Origin of the sequence: Litorihabitans aurantiacus, assembly GCF_030161595.1 — a bacterium.
Lineage (GTDB): Bacteria > Actinomycetota > Actinomycetes > Actinomycetales > Beutenbergiaceae > Litorihabitans > Litorihabitans aurantiacus.
This window is the reverse complement of sequence record NZ_BSUM01000001.1, coordinates 3647590-3672707: the sequence shown is the minus strand read 5'-3', so window position 1 is coordinate 3672707 and position 25118 is coordinate 3647590. Positions and strand designations below refer to the sequence as shown.

The window sequence follows — 25118 nt, the reverse complement described above, 5'->3', positions numbered from 1 at the left end:
TCCCAGTCGGTGCTGGAGACGACCACCGTGTGCATCAGGTAGGGCTCGAGGATGCGGTTGACGTCCTGCTTGTGCAGGCCGAGGGCGATGCCCTCGCGGGCCCGCTCGAGCGCCTGGTCGGCGCTGTCGAGCCACCAGCGCAGCACCTCGTCCCAGCGCTCCGAGCCCGGCTCGACGAACTCGTGCGCGTTCATGCCCGGCTTGTGCAGCGAGAACGCGCGCGGCACGTACGGCGTGGTGGCGACGTAGTCGATCATCCGCTGGATCGGGACGGCGCGGGAGGATGAAGAGTTGCGCGAGAAGACGCGGTGCGTGTTGAGCTCCGCGAGCGCCGAGCGCGGCACCGTCACGACCATCGTGCTGAGCCGCACGCCCGCCGGGGATACCGAGTCGGCCACGAGCTCGGCGGTGATGGCGGAGGGCCCCGCGGTGGCCGGGGCGTCGGCGGCGCCGGCGTCGTCGGTGGTGGCGGACGAGGTGGGCGCGGTGGCCATCGGGTGCTCCCTGCGGTCGGTCGCTGCGGTCGAGCCGTGGACGCGCCCGATCCTACGGCGCGCGCCCGACGGCATCGGCCCCCCGTCCAGGATGGCCTTGAGCGAACCCATCATTGACCCTGTGTTGACCCAAACGTAGGCTCCGTGATTGTTAGGTCGCCCGGTTCCGCGGGGGTGACCGTCGGGGTCGGCTGCGAGAGCACCCGGCTCGGTGACGCCGGGACGCCCTGTGCGGGCGAGCCGGCCCCCCGGCGCTCGCCCCCGCTGGGCCGTGGCGTGACCGCCACCTCGCGATCCGACCCCTCCCCGTCCATGATGGCCGGGTGAGCGTGGTGATGATGTGCGGCCCCTCCGGCTCCGGCAAGTCGACCTTCGCCCGCACCCTCGAGCGCGACGGCGCGGTCCGACTCTCCTTCGACGTGGCCCTCCACGAGCGTGGCCTCACGCCCCTCACCACTCCCCCGGACGTCATGGCGGAGGTCGACGCCGACCTGCGCACACGGCTCGCCGACCTCGTGGCAGGGGGACGCGACGTCGTGCTCGACCTCACGTTCAGCACGCGCGCGATGCGCGCGGAGTGGCGCGCGCTGATCCGGACCACCGGCGTCGAGCCCGTGACGGTCTACCTCGAGGTCCCGCGGCCGGAGCTGGAGCGCCGCCTCGCGCGGCGCGGCGGCGCCGGTGCGGACGACGTCGCCCTCACGCCGGAGCAGATCCGCGAGCACCTCGACACCTTCGAGCCGCCGACGGCGGACGAGGGCCCCCTGCGCATCGTCCGGCAGGAGGAGCCGACCCACTAACCTGGCAGTATGCGCGTCCACGTGGCCAACCACCCGCTCGTCGCCCACAAGCTCACCGTGCTGCGGGAGACGGGGACGCCGTCGCCGACCTTCCGTCAGCTCACCGAGGAGCTGGTGACGCTGCTCGCCTACGAGGCCACGCGGGAGATCGCCGTCGAGGAGGTGGAGATCACCACGCCGGTGGCGACCGCCGTCGGCACCCACCTGGCGAGCCCGAACGCGATCGTGGTGCCGATCCTGCGCGCAGGTCTCGGCATGCTCGAGGGCATGACCCGTCTGCTGCCGACGGCGGAGGTCGGCTTCCTCGGTCTGCAGCGCAACGAGGAGACCTTCGAGGCGGTCACGTACGCCAACCGCCTGCCCGACGACCTCGCCGGCCGCCAGTGCTACGTGCTCGACCCGATGCTCGCGACGGGCGGCACTCTCGTCGCCGCCATCGAGTACCTGTTCGAGCGCGGGGCGCGCCACGTCACGTGCATCACGCTGCTGTGCGCTCCCGAGGGCCTCAAGGCCGTCGAGGACGCGATCGGCGACCGCGCCGACGTCACCATCGTCACCGCCTCGATCGACGAGAAGCTGAACGAGAAGGGGTACATCGTCCCGGGCCTCGGCGACGCCGGCGACCGCCTCTACGGCGTGGTCTGAGCCCCGGTCCGAGGGCTGATCCCGACGACGAGATCCTGGCCAAGCGCCGCCCGGAGTGCCTTCAATGGAGCATGAGCACTCACGAGAACGCTGACGCCCGCCGCACCGTCCGGGAGATCGCCCAGGACGTCGACATCACGATGGTCACCACGCACGCCCCGACGGGTCGCTGCGCTCCCGCCCCTGTCCCTGCAGGAGGCGACCGAGGACGGCGCCTTCTGGTACGTCGCCGCCGGCGACGCCGACATCGTCGCCGAGATCGAGGCCCACCCCGGCGTGAACGCCTCGTTCGCCGGCAAGGGATCCTGGCTCTCGGTCACCGGGAGCGCCCGCACCTCGCGCGACCGCGCCGACCTCGAGCGGGTCTGGACCCCGTCCGCCGAGGCGTGGTTCCCGCAGGGCATCGACACGCCCGGCCTGGTCGCCGTCGTGATCGAGGGCGAGAGCGCCGAGTACTGGGACTCCCCCGGCAAGGTCGCCACGCTGATCGAGCTGGCCACCAAGCGTCTGCGGGGCCAGCAGCCCGACCCGGGTGACAACGAGACCGTCGAGCTGTAGCCCGGCGCGGCTCCCAGCAGCTCCTACGCGGCGCTCGTCCGGTTCCTCGGGACCCGGACGAGCGCCGTCGTCGTCCCCGCGAGCACGAGGCTGACGAGGGCGACGGCGACCCACGGCCCGAGCGGGTCGCTCAGCAGGTGCGCCGCGACGAAGCAGGCCACCCCGATCGCCAGCACCGCGCCGATCCGCCACGCGGCGGTCCGGCGGCGCTCGCGCAGCACGCACCACACCGCCCCCGCGAGCACGACGGCGGCGCCCGCCCACCGCAGGCCCGTCACCTGGGCGGCGGCGAAGCCGAGCAGGAGCGAGCCGCCGGCGATCGCGCCGGTGGTCAGGGCGGTGGTGGGGGTGCTGCGGGTGGCGGGGCTGCTGGTGGTGGGTGCGGGGGTCGGGCGAGGCGCGGACACCCCGCCATTCTCGCGCCGGGTGACTCCACCCCCACGCGACGACGGCGGGGCCGGGCTCGCGCCCGACCCCGCCGCCGATCACACGTGACTCACGCGTGCGTCACCCACCGGTCACGGCAGCTGGTCGAACCGTGACAGGAACGCCGCCATCGCGTCGCGGTTGACCGGGTTGAGCGGGCGGTACTCGGGCGCCGACCCGTCGTTGCCCCGCCACCCGGTCGCCACGCCGCTCTGCGCGACCCACGCGATCTCGGTGAAGAACTGGTTGCCCACCGCGACGTCGGCGAACGGCGACGCGCTCGGCACGTCGACCTCCGGCGAGTCGGCCAGCCGGTAGAGGAACGCCGCCATCGCGTCGCGCGCGATGTTCTCCAGCGGCCGGAACTCCCGCGTGCCGTCGGCCCGCTCCCAGCCCGTGGAGATGCCCGCCTCCGACAGCCAGGCGATCTCGCGGTAGAACTGGCTCGTCGTGGGCACGTCGACGAACGGCGAGACGTCGGGGGCGACGTAGCCGGCCGGGGCGCGCATCCGGAACAGGAAGGCGGCCATCGCGTCACGCGCGATCGGCGTGACGGGGCGGAACTCCCGCGTGCCGTCGGGCAGCTCCCAACCGGTCGAGATCCCGGCCCGGGCCAGCCACGAGATCTCGTCGTAGAACATCGTGCCCTCGGGCACGTCCACGAACGAGATCGCGGGCGGGGCGTCGTCGGCGACCGCGAGGGTGACCGGCGCCGTGGTCGTGACGTTCCCGGCCGAGTCGGTCACCCTCGCCGTGAGCACGATCTCGGTGCCCTTGTCGGCCTCCTGCGCCGTCCAGGTGAACGTGTACGGCGAGACCTGCGAGGAACCGACCTCCACGCCGTTCGCGAGCAGCGTCACGCTCGCGACGGCGAGGTCGTCCGCCGCGCGCACCACCGGTGTCACCGTCTCGCCGGCCTCGATCACGAGTCCGTCGAGCGGGTCGACGACGCTGCCGCGCGGGGCGGCGTCCGGCGTCGCGCCCACCGTGGTCGGCACGCCCGACGGCGGGGTGGTGACCCGCTGCTGCACGCGAACCGAGGCGGCACCGGCGCCGTCGTTGCCCGAGATCGCCTCGCGACCCTGGGACGGGTTGGCGGGCCCACCGACCACGAGTGCCCCGCGGCCGAGGTAGCTGCTCGAGACGGTGACCGGTGCGCCCTCGCGCACCGCCGCGCCGTCGCCCGCCGCGTTGAAGACCGAGAACCCGTTGCCCTCCAGGACGCTGCCGCGCACGGCGAGCGCACCGGTGCCCGCGTCGCGCAGCAGCACGCCGAAGGAGCGGGCCGGATCGGCCTGGTAGTAGTGCCCGGTGACCCGGCTGTCCTCGACGAAGCCGTCGGCGCCGCCCGTGAAGGCGACCCCGGTCTGGGGGAAGGCGGCGTTGCGGGTGCCGGTCACGACCGTGTCGGAGACGTAGCCGTGGATGCGGATGCCGGAGGTCTGGGCGGTCGTGACGGAGTCGTCCGTGCCCCAGCCGCCGTCGATCAGCACGCCGCCGCTCTGGTAGCCCGTGATCTGGCTGCCGGTCACGGTCAGCTCGGTCTCGACCGTGCCGGGGCCCGCGCCCTGGATGCTGCCGGTGCGCACGACACCCCAGCCGTGCGGGTGGGCGGCGAGCTCCTCGGGGCTGGTGGCGGTGCGCAGCGGACCCACGACGCTCTCGGAGATCCGACCGGCGGCGTTCAGGTAGGCGATGCCCGCCTCGGCGAACACGTCGCCCGAGGTCACCGTCACGCCCGAGATGTCGACGAACATCTCGTTGGTGTCGGTCGACCCGAGCGACTGGCGCGAGATCGTCACGACGTTCCCGCCGCCGTCGCGCAGGTAGGGCGTCTCGCCCGCCAGCGTCGTCAGCGACTGGTCCGGCATGATCGTGACCTTCTCGGCACCCGCACCCTTGATGCGCAGCGGCTTGGTGATCGTCAGACCGTTGAGCGCCCCGGTGGCGACGGGGTTGCCCGCCCCGTTCACCGGCGCTGAGCGCTCCACGTAGGTGCCGTCGCACACCACGATCGTGTCCCAGGGCGAGGCGTGGTCGACGGCCGCCTGGATCGAGGTGAAGGACGCGTTCGGGCACTGCACCCGGTCGTCGTCCACCACCCACGAGACGTTGGAGGCCTCCTGGCCGACGGTGTCCACCAGCGTGACGCTGCCGGGGGTGTTGTCGTAGTCCTCCAGGAACGTGGCCGGGTCCGGACCGGTGGCCGGCGGGCCGTACCCGGCGCCCTGGTCGGGCGCGACGCCGTCGGACAGCACCAGCGGCTCGGAGGTCGCGGCCTCCTGGAAGCGGACGTCCGCGAGCTGGATCGAGCCGGAGGCCGGCGTGCCCTCGGCGCCGAAGCGGAGCTCGACGCTGTCGATGGCGGTGAGGTCGACGCCCTGGGCGGCGAACTCGGCCAGCGGCACGCGCACCTGCTCGAGCACGATGTGCATGCGCGAGGTCTGGGTGCCCGTGGACATGTGCAGCGCGTTGCCCCAGCGCTCGTCACCGGCCAGCACGGTGCCCTCGGTGCCGGCGGTGTCGGTCAGCGCGATGACGAAGTCCTGGCTCGTGGCGGCGGGGTCGTAGGTGACCGGGAGTGGCGTGCCGGAGTCGTCGAAGCGGACCGAGCCGGGGTTGCGCGGGTCGAAGTAGTTGACGTCGGCCGCGAGCGCCAGCGCCTTCAGGCCGCTGACGTCGGCCGAGGCGGCCGGGACGTCGGCCGTGAGGGTGGCGGGCGCCCCTCCTCCCACGCGAGCGCGAGCTGGCGGCCGTAGGAGTGGTTGACGGGGAGTTCTCGCGCATCCCGTTCTGGCCGCCGAGCTCGGCCTTGCCCGGCAGCGGGCAGGCCTTGGCTGCGGTCGGCTGCGTGCGGAGCCCGAGCTGGCTCGGCGCGAAGTGGTCGGGCTCGGGGTTGCACCAGTCGAAGCCCTGCGCGGTGGCGGCCGGGAGCGTGACGCCGCCGTTGTCGAGGTAGGGGTAGGCGAATCCGGTGCCGGTGAGCGAGCCGCCCAGCGCGTTGAGCGTCAGCGGGTTCTCGATCTCGGGCCGGATCACGTCGACGCGCTCGTCACCCGCCGGGAAGTACGACGTCGAGACGCGCTCGGCGCAGTCGATCCGCGCACCGGACTCGCTCGTGGGGCAGGCCGAGGCCGGGATCTGGAGGTGGTCCTCCGTCGTGGACAGCTCACCCGTCATGTACGGCTCGAACGCGCCCTCACCACCGACGTAGCGTCGGAAGAACGCGGCCATGCTGGCGAGGCCGACCTTCTCCTGGTCGCCCATCCGCGCGGGGTCGCCAGAGATCTTCGTGTTGACCAGCGGGTTGAAGGTGTCGGAGTTGTCGATGAGGTAGGACCAGGGGTCCAGGCTCGCGGCGCCCGAGAGGCGGAGGTTGTTCGGCTGGACGTTGTTGCCGTTCGTGGGGGCGGAGTTGCCGCACGCCGCGTCGGCGACGTTCCCGCCGTCCTGGCCGTCGGCGAACCAGACGGTGTTGTACCAGTTGTGGTTCGCACCGAGCTGCGAGGACTGGATCAGCGGGAAGGGGTCGGTGCCGTTGACGTACTGGCCGCGCTCGAAGAAGCGGGCGCCCTGGAGGTTGGAGACGTCGCCGTCGCACCACGGCAGGATCGACATGTACGGCGTCCCGTAGGGGGCCTTGCGCTCGTAGTCGACCGGCGCGAGCGAGATGACGCCGCGCAGGGGGTAGCGCGGGCCGTCGGTGCGGATGCGGTTGTAGTCGATGAAGCTGGTGACGGCGTCGCCACCGCGCGAGTGGCCCATGAGGCCGATGCGCGTCATGTCGAGGCGGCCCGCGAGCGTGTCACCGATCGTGGTGTTCGCGTCGAGCGGGAGTCCGCCGGGGGCGTTGGCCGCGGTCAGGGCGTCGAGCGTCGCGGCGATGAGGAGGCGGCGCTGGTGCATGCCCTTCCCCTTGGGGTTGTCCTGGCGCATCATCAGCTGGTCCTGCGACACCGAGAAGACGGTGTAGCCCCAGGTCGCGAGGTTCTCGCCGAGGTAGGCGTACCCGGCCTCGTTGCGCTTGAACTCGGCGCAGGTGAGGTCCGCGCTGTTCGTCCCCGTGTCGCACGAGCCGTGGTTGCCGTGCACGAGCACGATCACGGGCGACGGCTGCGTACGGTCCTGCGGGTGGTAGAGCGCGCCGCGGATCTGCATGCGCTCGGGGCTCTGCGCGGTCCGCGGCGTGGGGGCGTTTCCGGCCGAGGCCGGCTCCTGCAGGTCGACGAGGCCGAGCTTCGTCTCCTGGATCGTGGCCGGCGTGAAGGGGCCGCGCTCCGTGGGGTCGGGGAGGGTGGAGTAGTCGGCGGTGACGACCTCGCCCGGGGCCGGCGCCGTCGCCTCCTCACTCGTGGGCGGCGGGGGCGTGTCGGGTGGCGCGCCCTGCGCGGGCAGGGCCGCGAGCGGGACGACGAGGGCGGCGAGCAGGGGGACGACGGCGAGCGCACGGGCGCGTGCGGAACCGGATGCCTTCACGGCAGCTCCAAGGGAGGAAAGGGGCGAGGCGCGGCCGGTCAGGGTGGCCGCGTCGTCAACCTAGGAACGCGCGGTTTCCGCGCGATGACGGCGGGTTTCCAGTTCTGTTCCGGTTCGTGCACGTCCACAGCCGACGAGGGCGACGGCGGCGCCCACCCTCGGTGTCGGACGCACCGGGCAGGATGGACGCATGCGCGCACTCCTGCGGTTCGTCCTCAACGTGATCTGGCTGGTGCTCGCCGGCCTCCCGCTGGCGCTCGCCTACGCCGTCGCCGGCCTGATCTGCTTCGTCCTGGTGATCACGATCCCGTGGGGCATCGCCTCGTTCCGCATCGCCGGGTACGTGCTGTGGCCGTTCGGACGCACCGCGGTGCAGCGCCCGACGGCGGGGACGGCCTCCGCCGTCGGCAACGTGATCTGGATCGTGGTGGCGGGGATCTGGCTCGCGATCGGGCACGTCGTGAGCGCCGTCGCGCTGGCCGTGACGATCATCGGGATCCCGCTCGCGATCGCCGAGCTGAAGATCATCCCCATCACGCTCACGCCGCTCGGGCGGCAGATCGTGCCGAGCGACACCGTGTTCGCGTCCTACGGCAGCCTGCGGGTCTGAGCCCGCGCGGGTCGGGGCGAGGGTGACGGAGGTGGCGGGGTCGTGAGTGTGCAGGTCCTCGGCACCCAGGAGCAGATCCGTGCCGCCGCGCGGGCCGCGGTGACCGCCTCGGCCGCGGGCGGTGGGCTGCCGCGGGACGTCGTGACGCGGCTGGTGACGCTCGAGGGTCGGCGACGGCAGCTCGCCCGGTGGCGGTCGCGCCGGGGCTCGGCCGGGGCGGCGGGCTCAGCGGGCTCGGCGGGCTCGGCGGGCTCGACCGGAGACCCGGCGCTCTCGGGAGCCGCGGCGGGCCCGGGGCAGCTGCACGGTGCCCTGTGGTGGGCCCTGGTGCTGGTGCTCGCGCTCGCGCCGGCCGTTGCGGCGATCGTCGTGCTCGGCGAACGCATCGACACCCGGACCATCGCCGCCGGGACACTCGTCCTGACGGGCTCGATGCTCGGGCTCGCCCTCGCCGCCGGCGCGGAGCTCGCGGTGGAGCGTCGTCGGCGCGGGCCCGGTGCGCACCGCGATCGCCCGGGCCGCACCGCTGCCGGGGTGGTGGTGACGCTCGGCCTGGTGCTCGCCGTCGTGACCGGACTGACCGCCGGGCGGGGCCTCGGCACCGGACCACCGGTGTGGTGGTGGGTGCTGGGCGGTGTCGACGCCCTGCTCGCGGCGGCCCTCGCGCTCGACCTGCTCGCCCCGGGCCCGTCGCGGCACCGGCCGGACGCGCGGACCCGGCACGAGAACGCGAACGCCCACCACCTCGAGCGGATCACCCTGCGCGAGGCGCGGGCGCTCGAGCGACTGCCCCAGGACGGCGAGCGACGGCGCGCCGCGGCTCGCGCCTGGGAGGACGAGCTGCGCGGCATGACCCGCTACCTCCCCGAGGACGTGCACACGCAGGCCTCGGAGATGTCGCCGATGGCGTGGCTCGCCTGGGCGGCGTACGACGGCGGCGCGGGGCTCTCGCCGTCGCTGCTCGCGCCGCTGGGGCGGCGGGTGCGACCGGGGCGACCGGGCGGAAGGACCCGGGGACGATGAACGGGGCGACGCGGTCGGGGGCTGGTTCGGGGGCGGCGGACTCGCCGGACCGACGCGCGGCCTCCTCCACGACGGCGAGCTCGGCGCCCCCGACGCTCGACACCTACCGGGCGCTGCGCGTCGGCCTCGTCGGCGCGGGCCTGCTGCTGCTGACCGGGGTCGGGGTGGAGATCGCACGCGTCGGCGTCATCCCGGGATCGATCAGCGCGACCTTCTACTCCCCCGTCCGGGGCGTGCTGGTGGGCTCGCTGATCGCCGTCGGGCTCGCGCTGCTCGCCATCAAGGGGCGGCCCGGATGGGAGGACGGGCTCCTCGACGTCGCCGGCATGCTCGTCCCGCTGGTCGGGCTCGTGCCGACGCCGGTGGTGCTCGCCTCGATCCCCGGCGGCGAGTGGCTGCCCGTCTCGTGCCCGGACGTGGAGGTGGCGTGCGTCCCGGTCGAGGTGGAGCCCGACGTCGCCAACAACGTCTCCGCCTACCTCCTGGTGGGCCTCGCGACCCTTGTGCTCGTGGGCGTGCGAGCGGTGCGCGCGCGAGCGCGGGGCCGCGCGTGGCGGGCGGGCTCCGAACGTGCCGTCGCGATCGCGGTGGGCCTGTGGGCGATCACGACGGCGTGGTTCCTGCTCGGGCGTGCGTCGTTCCTCGCGTACGCGCACTACGCGAGCGCGATCACGTTCTTCGCGCTGCTCGTGGCGGTCGTGTGGATCAACGCGCGGCGGGCGTCGCCACCGCCGCGGCCCCGGCGGATGGGCGAGCGCGGTTACCGCCGCTCGTACCTCGCGATAGGGGTCGCGATGGGTGCGTCTGTGGTGGCGGGTCTCGTGGTGTGGCTCGCGGTGGGCGACGACGACGCGTTCCCGCTCGTGTTCTGGATCGAGGTCGTGCTGCTCCTGCTCTACACGGCGTTCTGGATCCTGCAGACGGTCGAGCACTGGCGGGACGGGGAGGTCGAGGAGGAGTGACGGTGGCGGCGGTCCGCCGGACGGAACGTCTGTCCACAGATTCTTCCGACCCCCTATATTTTTGCATGTGTAGCCGGTAAACTGGACGCATGTTCGATGGGGGCGTCGCAGCGTGGGATCTCGGCCGGAGGGCCGAGAGTCCCGCTGCCGTGCGCGAGCACCTCGGGCTCGGTGCTCCTGACGATGGTGGCGCGCCGCAGGAGCTCCTCGAACGTCTCGCCCAGCTCACCGAGTACGCGCGGCTGCGTTCGCTCGACTCCGCGGCGCTCGTCGAGACCATCGCCGCCCTCGCGGGCGTCGAGGCGTGGGCGGCCGCCGCCCAGCGCGACGCCGCGGCGGCCCTCGAGGCCCGGCAGCCGGTCGTGGAGCGGGAGCGCCGCCGGTCGGGTCGCGTCGAGATGAGGGGGAGCGCCGCGGACTCGATCGCGATGCGGCTCGGCATCTCCCGGCACCGGGCGGCGCGCCTGGTCGGCGAGGGGCGGTTGTACGAGGACGTCCTGCACCCCGTCGGCACCGCCCTGGCGCAGGGGCGGATCGACGCCGGGAAGGCGAGCGTCTTCGCCGAGGTGCTCGTGGACGCCGAGCCGGAGGTCTCGTTCGCGGTCTGCGAGCAGGTGCTGCCCGACGCGCCCGGGCTCGCGCACCAGGAGCTGCGCGCGCGGGTGCAGGCGGTGGTGGTGCAGGTCGATCCCGGTGCTGCACGTGAGCGCGCCGTGCGGGCGACCGCTCGTCGGCGTCTCGAGTCCGTGCGGCTGCTGCCCGACGGGCAGGCGTCCGTCCGCCTCGTGGCCCCGTTGATGGACGTGGCCTCTGTCCACGCGATGGCCGAGGCGGCCGCGCGAGCGGCACGTGCCGCTGGCGACGCCCGGACGCTGGACCAGCTCCGTGCCGACGCCGTCGTGGCGGTCGCGGCCGACGCGCTCGCGGCGGGGCGGATCGACGTGTGCGGGCGGGCGGGTGGCCAAGGTGACGACGGCGCTGCTCACGTTGGTCAGGCCCCCACGCTCGGGTCGCCGGCGCCCGGGGCACCGGCACTCGGGTCGCCGGCGCTCCGGGCACCGGCACTCGGGGTAACGGCGTCATCCCCCGGCGGCGCGACGGCCGGGGCCTCCGCTGAGCCGCCGCTCGTTCGACCCGCGACGCCGACCGTGCCTCCAACGCCCGACGAAGCCGACCCAGCCCCCGCGTCGTCGTCGCGGTCGGCGTTCGGGTCTGTGCCTGCGTCGGGATCGACCCTGGTGTCTGCACCAGACCCGGCATCGGCACCCGCGTGGGCGTCGACGCCGGAACCAGAACTCTTCACTGTTCCGTCGCAGGCGCTCCCCGCCGTGCGGCGCCTGGCGCGCGACGCCCGGAGGCGTTCGCGTCGACGATCGCGCGACGTGGCGTCGGAGCGCGGCGCTCCCCCGCCGGCGTCCGGGTCACCGACGGCGGCGCAACCACCACCACCTCCGCCGGCCCGCAGCCTCGCCGAGTCGATCCTCGACCCGCGACTCGAGGCACCACCGCCGTTCGTCCCGTTCGGCGGAACCACGTCCCGGCTGACCCTGCAGCTGAGCGACGCCCACCTCGCGACCCCGGACGCGCACCCGTGCGCCGCCGACGCCTACGCGTGGGAGTTCTCCCCGGCGGCGCTCGTCGACGACGCCGCCAACCCCTACGACACCTTCGAGGCACCGACCAGCTGCCGCCTCGGCGTCGACGTGCCGGCGGTCCTCGGACTGGGCCCCCTCGATCCGGTGACGGCGCGGGCGCTTGCCGTGGACCCGCCGTCGCACCTCACCGTGAGCGTCACGCCGGTCGCCGCCGGTCCCGATCACGACGACGGCCGCACCGTCGAGGTGACCGACGGCCGCACCGTCGAGGTGACCGACGGCGGCGGGTCAGCCGCAGGCCGGGCCGGGTACGTCCCCGGTGCGGCCCTCGCGCGGGAGGTGCGCGTGATGCACCCGACGTGCGTCGCGCCGTCGTGCACCGTGCTCGCCTCGGCGTGCGACCTGGACCACGTCACGCCCTGGCCCGCGGGGCACACGACCGCGGCGAACCTCCGGCCGCTGTGCCGCCACCACCACCTGGTGAAGACGCACCTCGGTCACGAGCTGACCCTCGACGCCACGGGTGCCGCGCTGTGGCGCACGCCCGAGGGGCACCGCTACCGGCGCGAGATCGGCGGAGTGAGCACGCTGGTCGAGACACCCGACACGACGCGGCCCGCCACCCGGCCGCGCGGCGCCGCCTGACGCCTGACGTCCACCAACCCCTCAGAACCCGGCGGCGAGCCCCCGCGCGAGGTCGTCGAGCAGGTCGTCCGGGTCCTCGAGCCCGACCGACAACCGGATCGTCGTCTCCGAGAGGCCGACGCGCTGGCGCCCGTCGTAGCCGGTCTTCATGTGCGTCGTCGTCGCGGGGTGCGTGACGAGCGACTTGGCGTCCCCGAGGTTGTTCGAGATGTCGATCATCCGCAGCGCGTCCAGGAACGCGAACGAGCGGTGCTTCCCGCCGTCGGGATCCTGCGGCCCGTCGAGCGTGAACGCGACGACCGTGCCGCCCGCGCTCTGCTGCGCCTTCGCGAGCTCGTGCTGGGGGTGCGAAGGCAGGTAGGGGTAGCGGACCTCGGTCACGGCCGACTGCGTCTCGAGCCACTGCGCGACCCGCAGCGCGCTCTCGCACTGCCGGGCGATGCGCAGGTCCATCGTCTCGAGGCCCTTGAGCAGCGTCCACGCGTTGAACGGGCTCATCGTGGGGCCGGTGTTGCGGATGAAGGTCTGCAGCGGCCCGGTGACGTAGTCGCGCGGACCGAGCACGGCCCCACCCATCACGCGCCCCTGGCCGTCGATGTGCTTCGTGGCGGAGTAGACGACGACGTCGGCGCCGAGCGCGAGCGGCCGCTGGAGCGCCGGCGTCGCGAAGACGTTGTCGACGATCACGACGGCGCCCGCCGCGTGGGCGAGGCGGCTCACCTCGGGCACGTCCACGATGTCCTGCATCGGGTTCGACGGCGTCTCGAAGAACACGACGTCGGTCGGCCTCGCCAGCGCCTCAGCCCACTGCGCGGTGTCGTGCGCGTCGACGTAGACGGTCTCGACGCCCCACCCGGTGAACAGCTCGTCCAGCACGAGGAGCGTGGATCCGAACATCGCGCGCCCGGCCACGATGCGCGAGCCCTGGCGCACGAGGCACGCCATCGATGCGAAGACCGCGGCCATCCCGGTCGCGGTCGCGAAGCACGCCTCCGCCCCCTCGATGAGCCGGAGCCGCTCCTCGAACGCCGAGGTGGTCGGGTTCGAGTAGCGCGTGTACGTGAAGCGGTCGAGCTCGCCGAGGAAGGCGGCCTCGGCGTCGGCCGCACGCGGGTAGGCGTAGCCCTGCGTGAGGAACAGCGGCTCCGAGATCTCCATGAAGCCGGTGCGCTCCTGGCCGCCGCGGACGGCGAGCGTCGCCGGACGGAGTCCCTCGGGCAGGTGCGAGCGCGGCTGCGGGTCGGTCATCGCTCGCCCTCCCACGCGCGCAGCGGCAGGCCCTGACCCGCCCAGCCGGGGCCGGCGTGACCCTCGACGCCCTCGAGCACGTTGTACGCCGGGCCGAACCCGGCCGACGTCGCGAGCTGGGCCGCGGCGATCGAACGACCGCCCGACTTGCACACGAACAGGACGGTCCGGTTGTCGCCGGGGGTGAGACCGGCGCGCGTCAGCGCCTCGAGGAAGTCCGGGTTCGGCCCCTGGAACGTCTGCAGCGGGTCGAGGACGGCGTCACGGTGGAGCGACGTCAGGTCCGGCACCCCGGTGTGCTGCCACTCCTGGGGGGTGCGGACGTCGACGAGGACGGCCTCGCCGTCCTGCTCCAGCGCCTCCCACGCCTCGGCGGGCGTGAGATCGCCCGCGTAGCCGTGGGTGCCGCCGTCGTGACGACAGTCGGACGATGCGGAATCGGTCATGCTCACTCCTCCATCGGGCCTGGCGGTAGCACCCGCACCCGTGACGGGGGTTGCTGCAGCGTCGTCGAGCCAGGTCTCTCAGCTGCTCTGGATGGTCCCGCCGATGGTAGCGAAGGTGTCACGAGGGTCCGACATCGGTCCGCATCCCGTCCCGCTCCGGCGCACGACGGCGCCTCCCGGGCGGGCGGCCCGCCCGGGAGACGTCGTGGCGTGCGTCAGCAGGTGCGACGCGTCGGTGGTCGACGCAGCCTCACACCGCCGAGGTCGACCGACGCGAGTACCGCAGCGCAGCCGCCCCCAGGAGGAGCAGGAGCCCTGCGATCCCGGCCGCGAACGGAGTGACGCCCGTGGTCGGGAGGGAGGACTGCTGGCTCGCGACCTGCATGGTCGTGCCGGCACCGGTGGTGCCGGTCGCGGTGATCACGCGGCCGTCGTCACTGATGAAGCCGCCGGGGGTGGTCCCCGGGGTCGTGACGTCGATCGGCGTCACCGGGGTCACCGGCGTCACCGGGGTGACGGGCGTGGTCGGGTCCGTCGGGTCCGTCGGGTCGGTCGGGTCGGTCGGGTCGACCGGGTCCGTCGAGTCGACCGGGTCCGTCGGGTCGACCGGGTCCGTCGGGTCAACCGGGTCCACCGGGTCCGTCGGGTCGACCGGGTCCGTCGGGTCGACCGGGTCCGTCGGATCCGTCGGGTCAACCGGGTCGACCGGGTCGGTCGGGTCCACCGGGTCGGTCGGGTCCACCGGGTCCACCGGGTCCACCGGGTCGACGGCGGCCGTCGTGCACTCGGCCGTGGCGTCACCCAGGAGACCGACCGCGATGCAGCCGACGTCGACAGGGACGGTCACCGGCAGCTCGATCCCGATGTCGCCGATGAGACCGCCACCGCCCGTACCGCCGCCGGGAGCCTCGGCGCCCGGGGTGGTGTCGACCGGCTGCGCGGGCGTCGTGGTGCAGTCAACCGCGGCGTCGCCGAGGACTCCGGCGGCGATGCAGCTCACGTCGACGGGCACCGTGACCGGTGCCAGCACCGAGATGTCACCGATGAGGCCGTCGTCCGAGCCCGAGCCCGACGACGACGGCGCAGCCGCCACCGGATCGGCCGGAGCAGCGGGCGACTCGTTGGACACCACCGCGGCGTCACCCAGGACACCTGCGGCGATGTCGGACACGTCCACGGGCGCCGTCACCGGCGCCACCACCGAGATGTCACCGACGAGGCCGTCGTCCGAGCCCGAGCCCGACGACGACGGCGCAGCCGCCACCGGAGCCGCGGGAGCAGCAGCCGAGGTCTCGTTCGAGACCACCGCAGCGTCACCCAGGACACCTGCGGCGATGTCGGACACGTCCACGGGCGCCGTCACCGGCGCCACCACCGAGATGTCACCGACGAGGCCGTCGTCCGAGCCCGAGCCCGACGACGACGGCGCAGCCGCCACCGGAGCGGCCGGAGCAGCGGGCGACTCGTTGGACACCACCGCGGCGTCACCCAGGACACCAGCAGCGACGTCGGACACCTCCACGGGCACCGTCACCGGCGCCACCACCGAGACATCACCGATCAGACCGTCGTCCGAGTCCGAGTCCGAGCCCGAGCCCGAGCCCAACGGCGCCACTGCCACCGGAGCGGCCGAGGCAGCCGCGGGCGTCTCGTTCGAGACCACCGCAGCGTCACCCAGGACACCTGCTGCGACGTCGGACACCTCCACCGGCACCGTCACCGGCGCCACCACCGAGACGTCACCGACCAGACCGTCGTCCGAGTGCGACGAGTCCTCCGCCACAGCGACAGGAGCCGCCTCGACCGGGGCAGCCGGAGCAGCAGCCGGAGTCTCGTGCGAGACCACCGCGGCATCACCCAGGACACCCGCGGCCACGTCGGACACCTCCACCGGCACCGTCACCGGCGCCACCACCGAGACGTCACCGACCAGACCGTCGTCCGAGTGCGACGACTCCTCCGCCACAGCGGCCGGAGCCGCCTCGGCGGGAGCTGCCGGCGCCGGAGCCGCGGGCTCCTCGTGCGAGACGACCGTCGCGTCCCCGACCGCGATCGACTCGACGTCGACGGGGACGGTCACGGGCGCCTCGACCGAGACGTCCCCGGCGAGCCCGTCGCCCTCGACCGCCGCCTGCGGCGCCTCCACCGGACGCTCGACCTCACCACCGCCGCCGACCGGCGCCTGGGGCGGGGCCTCGGCCGGGGCCGCCGGCGGCGACACCACGGCGGCGTCACCGAGGAGGCCGACGGCGACGTCGCTGACCTCCACCGGAACGGTCACCGGGACGTCGATCCCGACGTCTCCCAGCAACCCGTCGGAGGCGTGAGCCGCCCCCGCAGCTGCGGCCACCAGGCCGCCTGACACGAGCACCGTCTGCAGTGCTCGACGCATGACTACGTGCATCGATCCTTCTCCTTGACTGAGGGTGGGTGCGCCACGTGGCGCGATGTCGTCTGCCGGACGTGGTCCGGTCGCGACGACCCTCAGGCGGGAGAGACGGGGATGCGCAGGGCGGGGGCGGGCGGCAGCGCGTCCTGGTGACGCCGGGCCACGCCCACGAGAAGAAGGGCGGAGAGGGCGACGCCGCCGGCCGGGGCCGCCTCGCGCAGCAGGGTCGGTCCCGCGGAGCCGACGGCGGTGGCCGCACCACCGATCACGGCGACCGTGGCGGCACCACCCCAGGGGCTGCCTTCGCGCTCGTCGGCACCGCTTCCGCCGTCCTGCGTGGCGGTGGACGCCTGCGGAAGTGCTTCGACACCCCCGGGGCCCGACGGCGCGGCGACCGGCGTCGAGATCGCGGTACGCGGCGCGGTGGCGGAGTCGCGCGACGACGAGGCGTCGCCGGCCGTCGACGCGGCGCCGGCGTCCGCGAGCGCCACCTGGCCGGCGTCCGGCTGCGCCGGGATGGAGGGGAGCACAGGCGCGGGCAGCGGTGCGCCGGAGTCGGCGGGCGTCCCGGGCATCCCGGGGAGGCCGGGAGCGGGCACCGGCACGACGGGCGCGACCTCCTCCTCGAGCCCACCCGGCAGCGCGGGCACGAGCGGCTCGAGCACGGGGTCGACCACGCCACCGACACCCTCGACCACCGGGGTCAGGACCGGCTCGACCGCGTCGACCACGGGGGTGAGAACCGGCTCGATCGCAGCGACGACCGGTGTCACGACGCCGTCCGCGACCTGCTCGACGACGGGGGCGACCACGTCGTCGACCACGGGGGTCACGACCTCGTCCACCACCGGCGCGACCACGCCGTCGACCACCGGAGCCGCGACCTCCTCGACCACCGGCGCCACGACCCCGTCGACGACGGGAGCCACGACCTCCTCGATCGCGGGAGCTGCCACCTCGTCCAGCACGGGGGCGACGACGTCGTCGACCACCGGTGCTGCGACCTCCTCCACGAGGGGGCGACCACGTCGTCCACCACCGGAAGGGCAGCCGCCTCGACCACGGGTGCGGCGAGATCCTGCGCCACCGGCGCTGCGACGTCCTGCGCCACGGGCTCGACCACCGGCACCACCGCGGTCTCGACCGCCGGCGCAACCACCTCGTCCACGACGGGGGTCACGACACCGTCGACCACCCCGTCCACCACGGGAGCGACGACACGGTCGCCCACCTCGGACACGATCCCGCTCACGGCACCGTCGCCGCCCAGCAGGTCGAGCGCCGACGCACCCGCGGCACCGAGGCCGAGAGCCCCGCCGCGCCGGCGCCGGCGAGCAGACCGCGCAGGAGCCAGCGGCGCGCGGAGGATCCCCGCTGCACCCGCTGCTGCTCCGGCGTCGTCATCGTCTCGGCTCCTGGCCTCGTTGAACTGATCAGTCCGTCACGCACACGCAGCCCGAACGGTCCGGACCGCTCCTTCACGCTAAACGTGAGTAAGAACACATACAAGGGTGGAATGAACATTCCTAACTGCACGCTATGTGCAGGCGCATGTGAGTGCGGCCACCCGCCGACCCGCCCGACGGCCCCGCCGAACTAGGCTGGCGGCATGGCTTCCCACTTTGATGTCGTCGTCCTCGGTGCGGGCCCCGGTGGCTACGTCGCCGCCATCCGCGCCGCCCAGCTCGGCAAGTCCGTCGCCGTGGTCGAGAAGAAGTACTGGGGCGGTGTCTGCCTCAACGTCGGGTGCATCCCGTCCAAGGCGCTCCTGAAGAACGCGGAGCTCGCGCACACCCTCACGCACGACAAGAAGAAGTACGGCATCGAGGGCGACGCCACGATGTCCTACGGCCCGACGCACGCCCGCAGCCGCCAGGTCTCGGCCGGCATCGTCAAGGGCGTCCACTTCCTCATGAAGAAGAACAAGATCACCGAGATCGACGGCTGGGGCACCCTCACCGGCACGACCTCGATGGACGTCGCCCGCGAGGGCGGGGAGACCGAGAAGGTCACCTTCGACGACCTCATCATCGCCACCGGCTCCGTCACCCGGATGCTCCCGGGCGTCGAGGTGAGCAAGAACGTCGTCACCTACGAGGAGCAGATCCTCGACGCCGAGCTCCCCGGTTCGCTCATCATCGCCGGCTCCGGCGCGATCGGCGTCGAGTTCGCCTACGTCATGAAGAACTTCGGCGTCGACGTCACGATCGTGGAGTTCCTCGACCGCATGGTCCCCACGGAGGACGTCGACGTCTCCAAGGAGCTCCTCAAGCACTACAAGAAGCTCGGCGTGAACGTGCTCACCAGCACCAAGGTCGAGCGCGTCGAGGACACCGGCAGCGGCGTCAAGGTCACCGTCTCCAGCAACGGCGAGGAGCGCGTCCTGGAGGCCGACCGCCTGCTCTCGGCCATCGGCTTCGCCCCGCGCACGGAGGGCTTCGGTCTCGAGGCGGCGGGCGTGCAGCTCACCGACCGCGGCGCCATCGCGATCGACGACTACATGCGCACCAACGTCCCGAACATCTACGCGATCGGTGACGTGACGGCGAAGATGATGCTCGCGCACGTCGCCGAGGCCCAGGGCATCGTCGCGGCCGAGACCCTCGCGGGCGCCGAGACCATGTCCATCGACTACGCCTTCATCCCGCGCGCCACCTACTGCCACCCGCAGATCGGCTCGATGGGCCTGTCCGAGCAGCAGGCGAAGGACGCCGGCCACGACGTCAAGACCTCGACATTCCCGTTCAGCGCGAACGGCAAGGCGCAGGGTCTGGGCGACGCCGTCGGCTTCGTCAAGATCGTCGCCGACGCCGAGCGCAACGAGATCCTCGGCGCCCACATGATCGGCCCGGACGTCACCGAGCTCCTCCCGGCGCTCAACACCGCGCAGACCTGGGACCTCACCGCCGACGAGATGTCGCGCGTCATCTTCGCCCACCCGACGCTGGGCGAGGCTGTCAAGGAGGCCCTGCACGGCATCTCGGGCCACATGATCAACTTCTGACACACGCGCGTCCCGCGCAGCAGCACCACGACGGCGCCGCTCCCCTCCCGGGGTGCGGCGCCGTCGTCGTGCGGACCGGTCGCGGTGTGGACCGGTCGCGCCCCGGGCGCAGCGAGACGGCCGGGCCCCTGGAGGTGAGGGACCCGGCCGCCGGTTACCGCCCGACATCCGGACGGCCTCCCCCTGCGGGGCCGCCGAATATCATCACGAACTTAAGGAGCGCCTCTGACACCCACCAAACCGCCTCTTGATCCGGGTTCAGGCCACCCCGTACGAACTTGATCGCGGTTAAGAAGGTGGGGCGCGGTGCGATGCTGGAGCCCTCCACCCCGCCGTCGACCGGAGGTCACCGTGGTCCTGATAGCCGTCACCGGCGAGGCGTCGACCAGCCTCGCCGCCGAGCGCGCCACCGCGCACCTGAGGGTCGAGGCGACCGGGGCGGACCGTGCCGACGTCGTCGCCCGGGCCGCCCACCGCCACGCCGAGCTGCTCGACCAGGCCCGCACCCACGTCGCCTCGGGCGCCGCGACGGGCTGGGAGGCGCAGGACGTCACCACCGGCACCGTGCACGAGTGGGTGGAGGGCGACGGCGACCGCCACCGGCAGCGCCTCTTCCGAGCGACCGCGAACGTGCGCGTCCACGTCGTCGACGTCGCCGTCCTGGGATCCTGGCTGCTGGAGGTCGGCGCGCAGGAGGACGTCGCCGTCGACCACGTCTCCTGGGACCTGACCGAGGTCACGCGCACCGCCGCCGTCGAGAACCTGCGCGTGCGGGCGGTGCGCGACGCCGTCGCGCGCGCCGCGACCTACGCGGGTGCGCTCGGCCTCACGACGCCGCGTCTGACCGCCGTCTACGAGGACGGCCTGCGGCCGGGCGGACCCGGCGGCGGCCCGGTACCGATGATGGCGATGCGCGCCGTCGCTCACGACGGCGGGGGCGGGCTCGAGCTGCAGCCGCAGGACGTCGAGCTCACCGTGACGGTGTCGGCCGACCTCGAGGCGTAGGCACGGCGGGCACCGCCCCCGGTACCGGTCCGCTGCGATGTCGCACCGCCGCACTAGGGTGACGGCATGCCAGCCTCGGAGGCAGTCCAGCTCGATGTCCGCGGTCGTCAGGTGCGCCTGAGCTCGCCCGACAAGGTGCTCTTCGCCTCGGGCATCACGAAGCGGGACGTCGCCGAGTACGTGATCGCGGTGGGTGACGGGATCCTCGCCGCGCTCGCCGACCGGCCCACCGCGCTGGAGCGCTGGCCGAGCGGCTACCGCGAGGGCATGGTGCTGACGCAGCGCACCGGCGCGCAGGGCGACGGCTTCTACTCCAAGCGGGTGCCGAAGGGTGCGCCCGACTGGGTCGAGAGCGTGCGCATCGGGTTCCCGAGCGGGCGGTACGCGGACGAGGTGTGCCCGACCGAGCTCGCCGTCGTGGTCTGGGCGGTGCAGCAGAACACCCTGACGTTCCACCCGTGGCCGGTGCGGCGCGACGACGTCGACCGCCCCGACCAGCTGCGGATCGACCTCGACCCCCAGCCCGGGACGGACTACCACGACGCCGCGGCGATCGCCCCGCTCGTGCGCGAGGTCGCCGCCGAGGCCGGCCTGACGCTGTACCCCAAGACCTCCGGCGGCCGCGGCCTGCACCTGTTCGCGCCCATCCGGCCCGAGTGGGAGTTCAGCCCCGCGCGCCGCGCCACCATCGCACTCGCCCGCGAGATCGAGCGGCGCGCGCCCGGCGCCGTCACCACGAAGTGGTGGAAGGAGGAGCGCGGCAGACGAGTGTTCATCGACTACAACCAGATGGCGCGGGACCGCACGATCGCCTCGGCCTACTCGGTGCGCGCCAACGTCCGGGCCACCGTGTCGGCGCCGCTGCGGTGGGAGGAGATCCCCGACGTGACGCCGGACGACTTCACCGTGCGCACCATGCCGGCGCGGTTCACCGAGGTGGGCGACCTGTTCGCGGGCGCCAACACCTCGCCGCAGGGGCTGGCCGACGGCAGCGTCGGCGGACTGGAGACGCTGCTGGAGTGGGCCGCGCGCGACGAGCGCGACCACGGCCTCGGTGAGGCGCCCTACCCGCCGGAGTACCCCAAGATGCCGGGCGAGCCCAAGCGGGTGCAGCCGAGCCGGGCGCGTCACGACGACGAGGGCTGAGTCGACCCGGGGAGGCGCACCCGGCGCACCCGGCTCGGCCGGCTCGGCCGGCTCGGCCCGGCGCACCCGGCTCGGCCGTGCGGGTGAGGAGCGGGCGTCGTGCGGGCATCGCGCGGACGTCGTGCGGCGGGCCCAAGATCAGGGTCGTCTCGGGGGAGATCCGGATACCCACGCCGCGGTACGGGAGCGCAGGATGGAACCCAGATCGGCGCGGGGGTCGTGCCGAGGAGAGGGAGAGACGACATGACGAACGAGTACGGAACCAGCGAGCCCACCTCCGAGCAGCCCGCCGGCACCGAGACCGGCAGCACGGCCGGCAGCGAGAAGACCAAGGCCGACGGCCGCACCTGGACCGAGGAGTTCAAGGTCTCGGGCGAGAACCTGCTGGCGAAGGTCAAGCAGCTCATCGGCGAGGGCAACGTCCGCCGCATCATCATCAAGAACGAGAACCGCACGCTGCTCGAGGTCCCGCTGAACGCGGGCCTGGCCGTGACGGCCGCGGCCGCGGTGTTCGCCCCGGTCCTCGTGGCCGTCGGCGCGATCGCGGCGCTCGTGACGTCGGTGACCGTCGCCGTCGAGCGCGGCGAGACCAGGGGCGAGGGCAAGCACGCCGCCGAGCCCGAAGTCCCCGTGACCCCGGTGGACCCCGTGAACCCGGAGGCCAGCGACAGCAACCACGGCACCAGCACCATCGGCTACAGCATCTGAGCCGACCCGCACCACCGCCACGGCGCCCGACCGGGAGACTGGTCGGGCGTCGTCGTGCGTCCCGGGCGCGCCCGCACCGCGCACCGCCCCCAGCAGCCGCCGAGATGCGACATTCGCGTCGAGATGCGAACCGTGACGGGATGTCTCGGCGCAGATGTCGCATCTCGACGGCGGGGCGGGGAACGTGCGGGGCGGAGCAAAGCGGTGCGGCGGGTCAGCCGCGCTCGATGAGGCGCGAGAGGACGATCGTGGACTCGGTCCGCTCGATGTCGGCCGACTCCCGGATCCGCTCGAGCGTCTCCTCGAGGTGCGCGACGTCGCGCGCCCGCACGCGCAGCACCGCGTCCGCCCCGCCCGCGACCGTGCTCGCCTGCACCACCTCGCTGATCGGCTCCCACGCGGCGCGCAGCTCCCCGGGGAGATGCGCCCGGCGCACCAGACGTCGATCATCGCCTCGATCCCCCACCCGAGCGCGGCGGGGTCGACGACGGCGGTGAAATGCCCGATAACGCCGTCGTCGAGCATCCGGTCCACCCGCCGCTTCACGGCCGGCGCGGAGAGCCCGACGACGTCGCCCACCGCCGCGTACGTGGCGCGGCCGTCGGCCGTGAGCTCGGTGAGGATCTGCGCGTCGAGTGCGTCCATCCGTCGAGACTAGCGGCGGTCGCACAACGAATCGCCGTACGGACGCCCCTTATCGTCGAATCGTTGCGCCGACACGCAACCCCCGGCCGTTGCCGCACCCGCCCCCGAGGTGCCACCGTAGAGAGACATCCGGCGTTCGCCCCGAGGGAGCCCCCACCGCATGACCACCGACGTCGCAGCGACCACCGCCGCACCCGCACCCGCCACCGGCACCGTCCCCGCCGCCCCGGCCGACGGCCGCACGGCCACGACCCGCCGCTACCTGATGTGCCGCCCGACCCACTTCGACGTCGTCTACACGATCAACCCGTGGATGCACCCCGAGGTGCCGGTCGACCACGAGCTCGTCATGAGCCAGTGGGAGACGCTGCGCCGCACCTACCTCGAGCTCGGCCACGAGGTCGAGGTCATCGAGGGCGCCCCGGCCTGCCGGACATGGTGTTCGCGGCCAACGGCGCCACGGTCGTGGACGGGAAGGCGCTCGCGGTCAGCTTCCACTACCCGCAGCGCCGCGGCGAGGCTCAGCTGTACGCCGACTGGCTGCGCGCCGACGGCTTCGAGGTGACCGACGCCGTCGCCATCAACGAGGGTGAGGGCGACTTCCTCACGGTCGGCCGCCGGATGATCGCGGCGACCGGCTTCCGCTCGGACCCCGCCTCGCACGCCGAGCTCGCCGCCGTCACGGGCCTCGAGGTCGTCTCGCTCGAGCTCGTGGACCCGCGGTTCTACCACGTCGACACGGCGCTGACCGTGCTCGACGAGCGCACGGTCGCCTACCTGCCCGAGGCCTTCTCCCCCGCGAGCCGCGAGCGCCTGCAGGAGCTGTTCCCGGACGCGATCCACGTCAGCCTCGCCGACGCGCAGGTCTTCGGGCTGAACGCCGTCTCGGACGGCCGCAACGTCGTCGTCGCCGCCCAGGCCACCGGCTTCATCGCCGCGCTCGAGGCCGCCGGCTACCAGCCCGTCCCGGTCGACCTGTCCGAGCTGCTCAAGGGCGGCGGCGGCATCAAGTGCTGCACGCTCGAGCTGCGCCCCGCGCCCGACGCCGGCTGAGGCACCCGTGAGCACCGTGACCGCTCCCACCACGGGCACCGCGAGCGCCGCCGAGCAGATCGCCGCGATCGAGGCCCACGCCGCGCACAACTACCACCCGCTCGAGGTGGTGATCGCGCGTGGCGAGGGCGCGTGGGTGACGGACGTCGACGGGCGCCGGTACCTCGACTGCCTCGCCGCCTACTCGGCGGTGAACTTCGGCCACGGCCACCCGGCGCTCCTCGCCGCGGCGCACGAGCAGCTCGACCGGCTCACGCTCACCTCGCGCGCGTTCCACCACGACCGGATGGCGGAGTTCGTGACCGAGCTCGCCGCGCTCGCGGGCAAGGACGTCGTGGTACCGATGAACACCGGGGCGGAGGCTGTCGAGACCGCGATCAAGGTCGCGCGCAAGCACGCGTCGCAGGTCCGGGGCATCGCGGTGCCGGAGATCGTCGTCGCGAGCGGCAACTTCCACGGGCGCACGACGACGATCGTCAGCTTCTCCGACGACGCCCTGGCGCGCGAGGGGTACGGCCCCTTCACCCCCGGGTTCGTGACCGTGCCCTACGGCGACGCCGATGCGCTGGCAGCCGCACTGACCGAGAACACCGCCGCGGTGCTGCTGGAGTCGATCCAGGGCGAGGCGGGCGTCGTCGTGCCGCCCCCGGACTACTTCGCGCGCGTGCGCGCGGTGACCGCCGAGCGCGGCGTGCTGCTGATCGCGGACGAGATCCAGTCGGGCCTCGCGCGCACGGGCGAGACGTTCGCGATCTCTCACGACGGCGTCGAACCGGACATGTACCTCCTCGGCAAGGCGCTGGGTGGGGGCATCGTGCCGGTCTCCGCCGTCGTGGGCGACGCCGACGTGCTGGGCGTCCTCACACCCGGGACCCACGGGTCCACCTTCGGTGGCAACCCGCTGGCCGCGGCCGTGGCGACCGCCGTCGTGCGCCTCCTGCGCACCGGTGAGTACCAGGAGCGCTCGCGCGTGCTCGGCGAGCAGCTGCACACGGGGCTGCACGCGCTGGTCGGGCACGGCGTGAGCGCGGTGCGCGGCCGCGGGCTGTGGGCCGGCGTCGACATCGACCCGGCGGTGGGCACGGCGCGCGACGTCGCGCTGCGGCTCATGGCTCGAGGCGTGCTCGCGAAGGACACCCACACCCGCACGCTGCGGCTCGCGCCGCCGCTCGTGGTCTCGGCCGACGAGGTCAAGTGGCTGCTGGAGCAGCTGCGCGAGGCGCTCGAGGGCTGATCGCGG

The 25118-nt window shown here is 73.5% G+C and carries 22 protein-coding genes, 2 pseudogenes and 1 riboswitch; of the genes and pseudogenes, 13 read left to right on the top strand and 11 right to left on the bottom strand.

All coding sequences use genetic code 11. The annotated features are described in order from the left end of the window. A partial coding sequence (locus tag QQK22_RS17455; RefSeq protein ID WP_284252433.1) for a hypothetical protein occupies positions 1-494 on the bottom strand: 494 nt, incomplete at its 3' end. 323 nt (positions 495-817) lie between these two features. On the opposite strand from QQK22_RS17455, the gene QQK22_RS17450 reads away from it, so the two are divergent. From QQK22_RS17450 to QQK22_RS17440, 3 genes are all read left to right on the top strand, one after another. Next, positions 818-1294, top strand: coding sequence for a P-loop nucleotide/nucleoside kinase family protein (locus QQK22_RS17450; RefSeq protein WP_284248521.1), 477 nt, complete (start codon positions 818-820; stop codon positions 1292-1294). A 9-nt stretch (positions 1295-1303) separates the two neighbouring features. Further along, positions 1304-1939 carry a uracil phosphoribosyltransferase gene (gene upp / locus QQK22_RS17445; protein ID WP_284248519.1) on the top strand — a complete coding sequence of 212 codons (636 nt, stop codon included), beginning with the start codon at positions 1304-1306 and terminating at the stop codon, positions 1937-1939. A 90-nt stretch (positions 1940-2029) separates the two neighbouring features. Further along, positions 2030-2497, top strand: a complete 468-nt coding sequence (locus QQK22_RS17440; protein WP_348525655.1) for a pyridoxamine 5'-phosphate oxidase family protein — start codon at positions 2030-2032, stop codon at positions 2495-2497. A gap of 23 nt (positions 2498-2520) precedes the next feature. On the opposite strand, the gene QQK22_RS17435 is transcribed toward QQK22_RS17440, so the two are convergent. The 3 genes from QQK22_RS17435 to QQK22_RS17425 all read right to left on the bottom strand — a co-directional run bounded on the left by QQK22_RS17435 (position 2521) and on the right by QQK22_RS17425 (position 7399). Beyond that, complete coding sequence (locus QQK22_RS17435; RefSeq protein ID WP_284248515.1) at positions 2521-2904, bottom strand: hypothetical protein; 384 nt, start codon at positions 2902-2904, stop codon at positions 2521-2523. Between the two features lie 111 nt (positions 2905-3015). Beyond that, positions 3016-4680 carry an Ig-like domain-containing protein gene (locus QQK22_RS17430; RefSeq protein WP_284252449.1) on the bottom strand — a complete coding sequence of 555 codons (1665 nt, stop codon included), beginning with the start codon at positions 4678-4680 and terminating at the stop codon, positions 3016-3018. A gap of 730 nt (positions 4681-5410) precedes the next feature. Beyond that, entirely contained in the window at positions 5411-7399 is a 1989-nt protein-coding gene (locus tag QQK22_RS17425) for an alpha/beta hydrolase (protein ID WP_284252431.1), read from the bottom strand. Positions 7400-7589: 190 nt separating this feature from the next. Between QQK22_RS17425 and QQK22_RS17420 the strand changes: the two genes are divergently transcribed. The 4 genes from QQK22_RS17420 to QQK22_RS17405 all read left to right on the top strand — a co-directional run bounded on the left by QQK22_RS17420 (position 7590) and on the right by QQK22_RS17405 (position 12234). After that, positions 7590-8009: a YccF domain-containing protein gene (locus tag QQK22_RS17420; RefSeq protein ID WP_431310114.1), complete on the top strand. Its 420-nt coding sequence runs from the start codon at positions 7590-7592 to the stop codon at positions 8007-8009. Between the two features lie 42 nt (positions 8010-8051). After that, positions 8052-9032 (top strand): hypothetical protein, encoded by a 981-nt coding sequence (locus tag QQK22_RS17415; RefSeq protein WP_284248511.1) that lies wholly within the window; start codon positions 8052-8054, stop codon positions 9030-9032. Beyond that, positions 9029-9994, top strand: a complete 966-nt coding sequence (locus QQK22_RS17410; RefSeq protein WP_284248510.1) for a hypothetical protein — start codon at positions 9029-9031, stop codon at positions 9992-9994. The genes QQK22_RS17415 and QQK22_RS17410 overlap by 4 nt, the downstream gene beginning before the upstream one ends. 89 nt (positions 9995-10083) lie before the next feature. Then, complete coding sequence (locus tag QQK22_RS17405) at positions 10084-12234, top strand: HNH endonuclease signature motif containing protein (RefSeq protein ID WP_284248508.1); 2151 nt, start codon at positions 10084-10086, stop codon at positions 12232-12234. 21 nt (positions 12235-12255) lie between these two features. Here the strand turns inward: QQK22_RS17405 and QQK22_RS17400 are convergent, their stop codons facing one another. From QQK22_RS17400 to QQK22_RS17380, 5 genes are all read right to left on the bottom strand, one after another. Then, positions 12256-13482 (bottom strand): O-succinylhomoserine sulfhydrylase, encoded by a 1227-nt coding sequence (locus tag QQK22_RS17400; RefSeq protein WP_284248506.1) that lies wholly within the window; start codon positions 13480-13482, stop codon positions 12256-12258. Further along, positions 13479-13928, bottom strand: coding sequence for a rhodanese-like domain-containing protein (locus QQK22_RS17395; protein WP_284252429.1), 450 nt, complete (start codon positions 13926-13928; stop codon positions 13479-13481). The genes QQK22_RS17400 and QQK22_RS17395 overlap by 4 nt, the downstream gene beginning before the upstream one ends. A 7-nt stretch (positions 13929-13935) precedes the next feature. Next, positions 13936-14026, bottom strand: a riboswitch (SAM riboswitch). 152 nt (positions 14027-14178) lie between these two features. After that, on the bottom strand, positions 14179-16320 hold the full coding sequence (locus QQK22_RS17390) for a hypothetical protein (RefSeq protein WP_284248504.1): 2142 nt from the start codon (positions 16318-16320) through the stop codon (positions 14179-14181). Positions 16321-16412: 92 nt separating this feature from the next. Then, complete coding sequence (locus QQK22_RS17385) at positions 16413-17309, bottom strand: hypothetical protein (protein WP_284248502.1); 897 nt, start codon at positions 17307-17309, stop codon at positions 16413-16415. A gap of 256 nt (positions 17310-17565) precedes the next feature. Then, positions 17566-17721 (bottom strand): hypothetical protein, encoded by a 156-nt coding sequence (locus QQK22_RS17380; RefSeq protein WP_284252427.1) that lies wholly within the window; start codon positions 17719-17721, stop codon positions 17566-17568. Positions 17722-17926: 205 nt separating this feature from the next. On the opposite strand from QQK22_RS17380, the gene lpdA reads away from it, so the two are divergent. The 4 genes from lpdA (at position 17927) to QQK22_RS17360 (ending at position 22180) form a co-directional block, all read left to right on the top strand. After that, positions 17927-19321: a dihydrolipoyl dehydrogenase gene (gene lpdA / locus QQK22_RS17375; RefSeq protein WP_284248498.1), complete on the top strand. Its 1395-nt coding sequence runs from the start codon at positions 17927-17929 to the stop codon at positions 19319-19321. Between the two features lie 351 nt (positions 19322-19672). Next, entirely contained in the window at positions 19673-20326 is a 654-nt protein-coding gene (locus tag QQK22_RS17370) for an SIMPL domain-containing protein (RefSeq protein WP_284248496.1), read from the top strand. A 66-nt stretch (positions 20327-20392) separates the two neighbouring features. Beyond that, positions 20393-21472 (top strand): DNA polymerase domain-containing protein, encoded by a 1080-nt coding sequence (locus QQK22_RS17365; protein WP_284248494.1) that lies wholly within the window; start codon positions 20393-20395, stop codon positions 21470-21472. A 243-nt stretch (positions 21473-21715) separates the two neighbouring features. Then, positions 21716-22180, top strand: a complete 465-nt coding sequence (locus QQK22_RS17360; protein WP_284248492.1) for a DUF4342 domain-containing protein — start codon at positions 21716-21718, stop codon at positions 22178-22180. Between the two features lie 214 nt (positions 22181-22394). Here QQK22_RS17360 and QQK22_RS19030 read toward each other — a convergent pair whose 3' ends face one another. Further along, on the bottom strand, positions 22395-22616 hold the full coding sequence (locus QQK22_RS19030) for an Lrp/AsnC ligand binding domain-containing protein (protein WP_348525412.1): 222 nt from the start codon (positions 22614-22616) through the stop codon (positions 22395-22397). Positions 22617-22744: 128 nt separating this feature from the next. After that, positions 22745-22825: pseudogene (locus tag QQK22_RS19025) on the bottom strand (AsnC family transcriptional regulator); the annotation flags it as partial. A 265-nt stretch (positions 22826-23090) separates the two neighbouring features. Between QQK22_RS19025 and ddaH the strand changes: the two are divergent. Both ddaH and rocD read left to right on the top strand, forming a co-directional pair. After that, positions 23091-23878 (top strand): annotated as a pseudogene (gene ddaH / locus QQK22_RS17350) (dimethylargininase). A gap of 7 nt (positions 23879-23885) precedes the next feature. Next, positions 23886-25112, top strand: coding sequence for an ornithine--oxo-acid transaminase (rocD, locus tag QQK22_RS17345; RefSeq protein WP_431310113.1), 1227 nt, complete (start codon positions 23886-23888; stop codon positions 25110-25112). Positions 25113-25118: the final 6 nt, after the last annotated feature.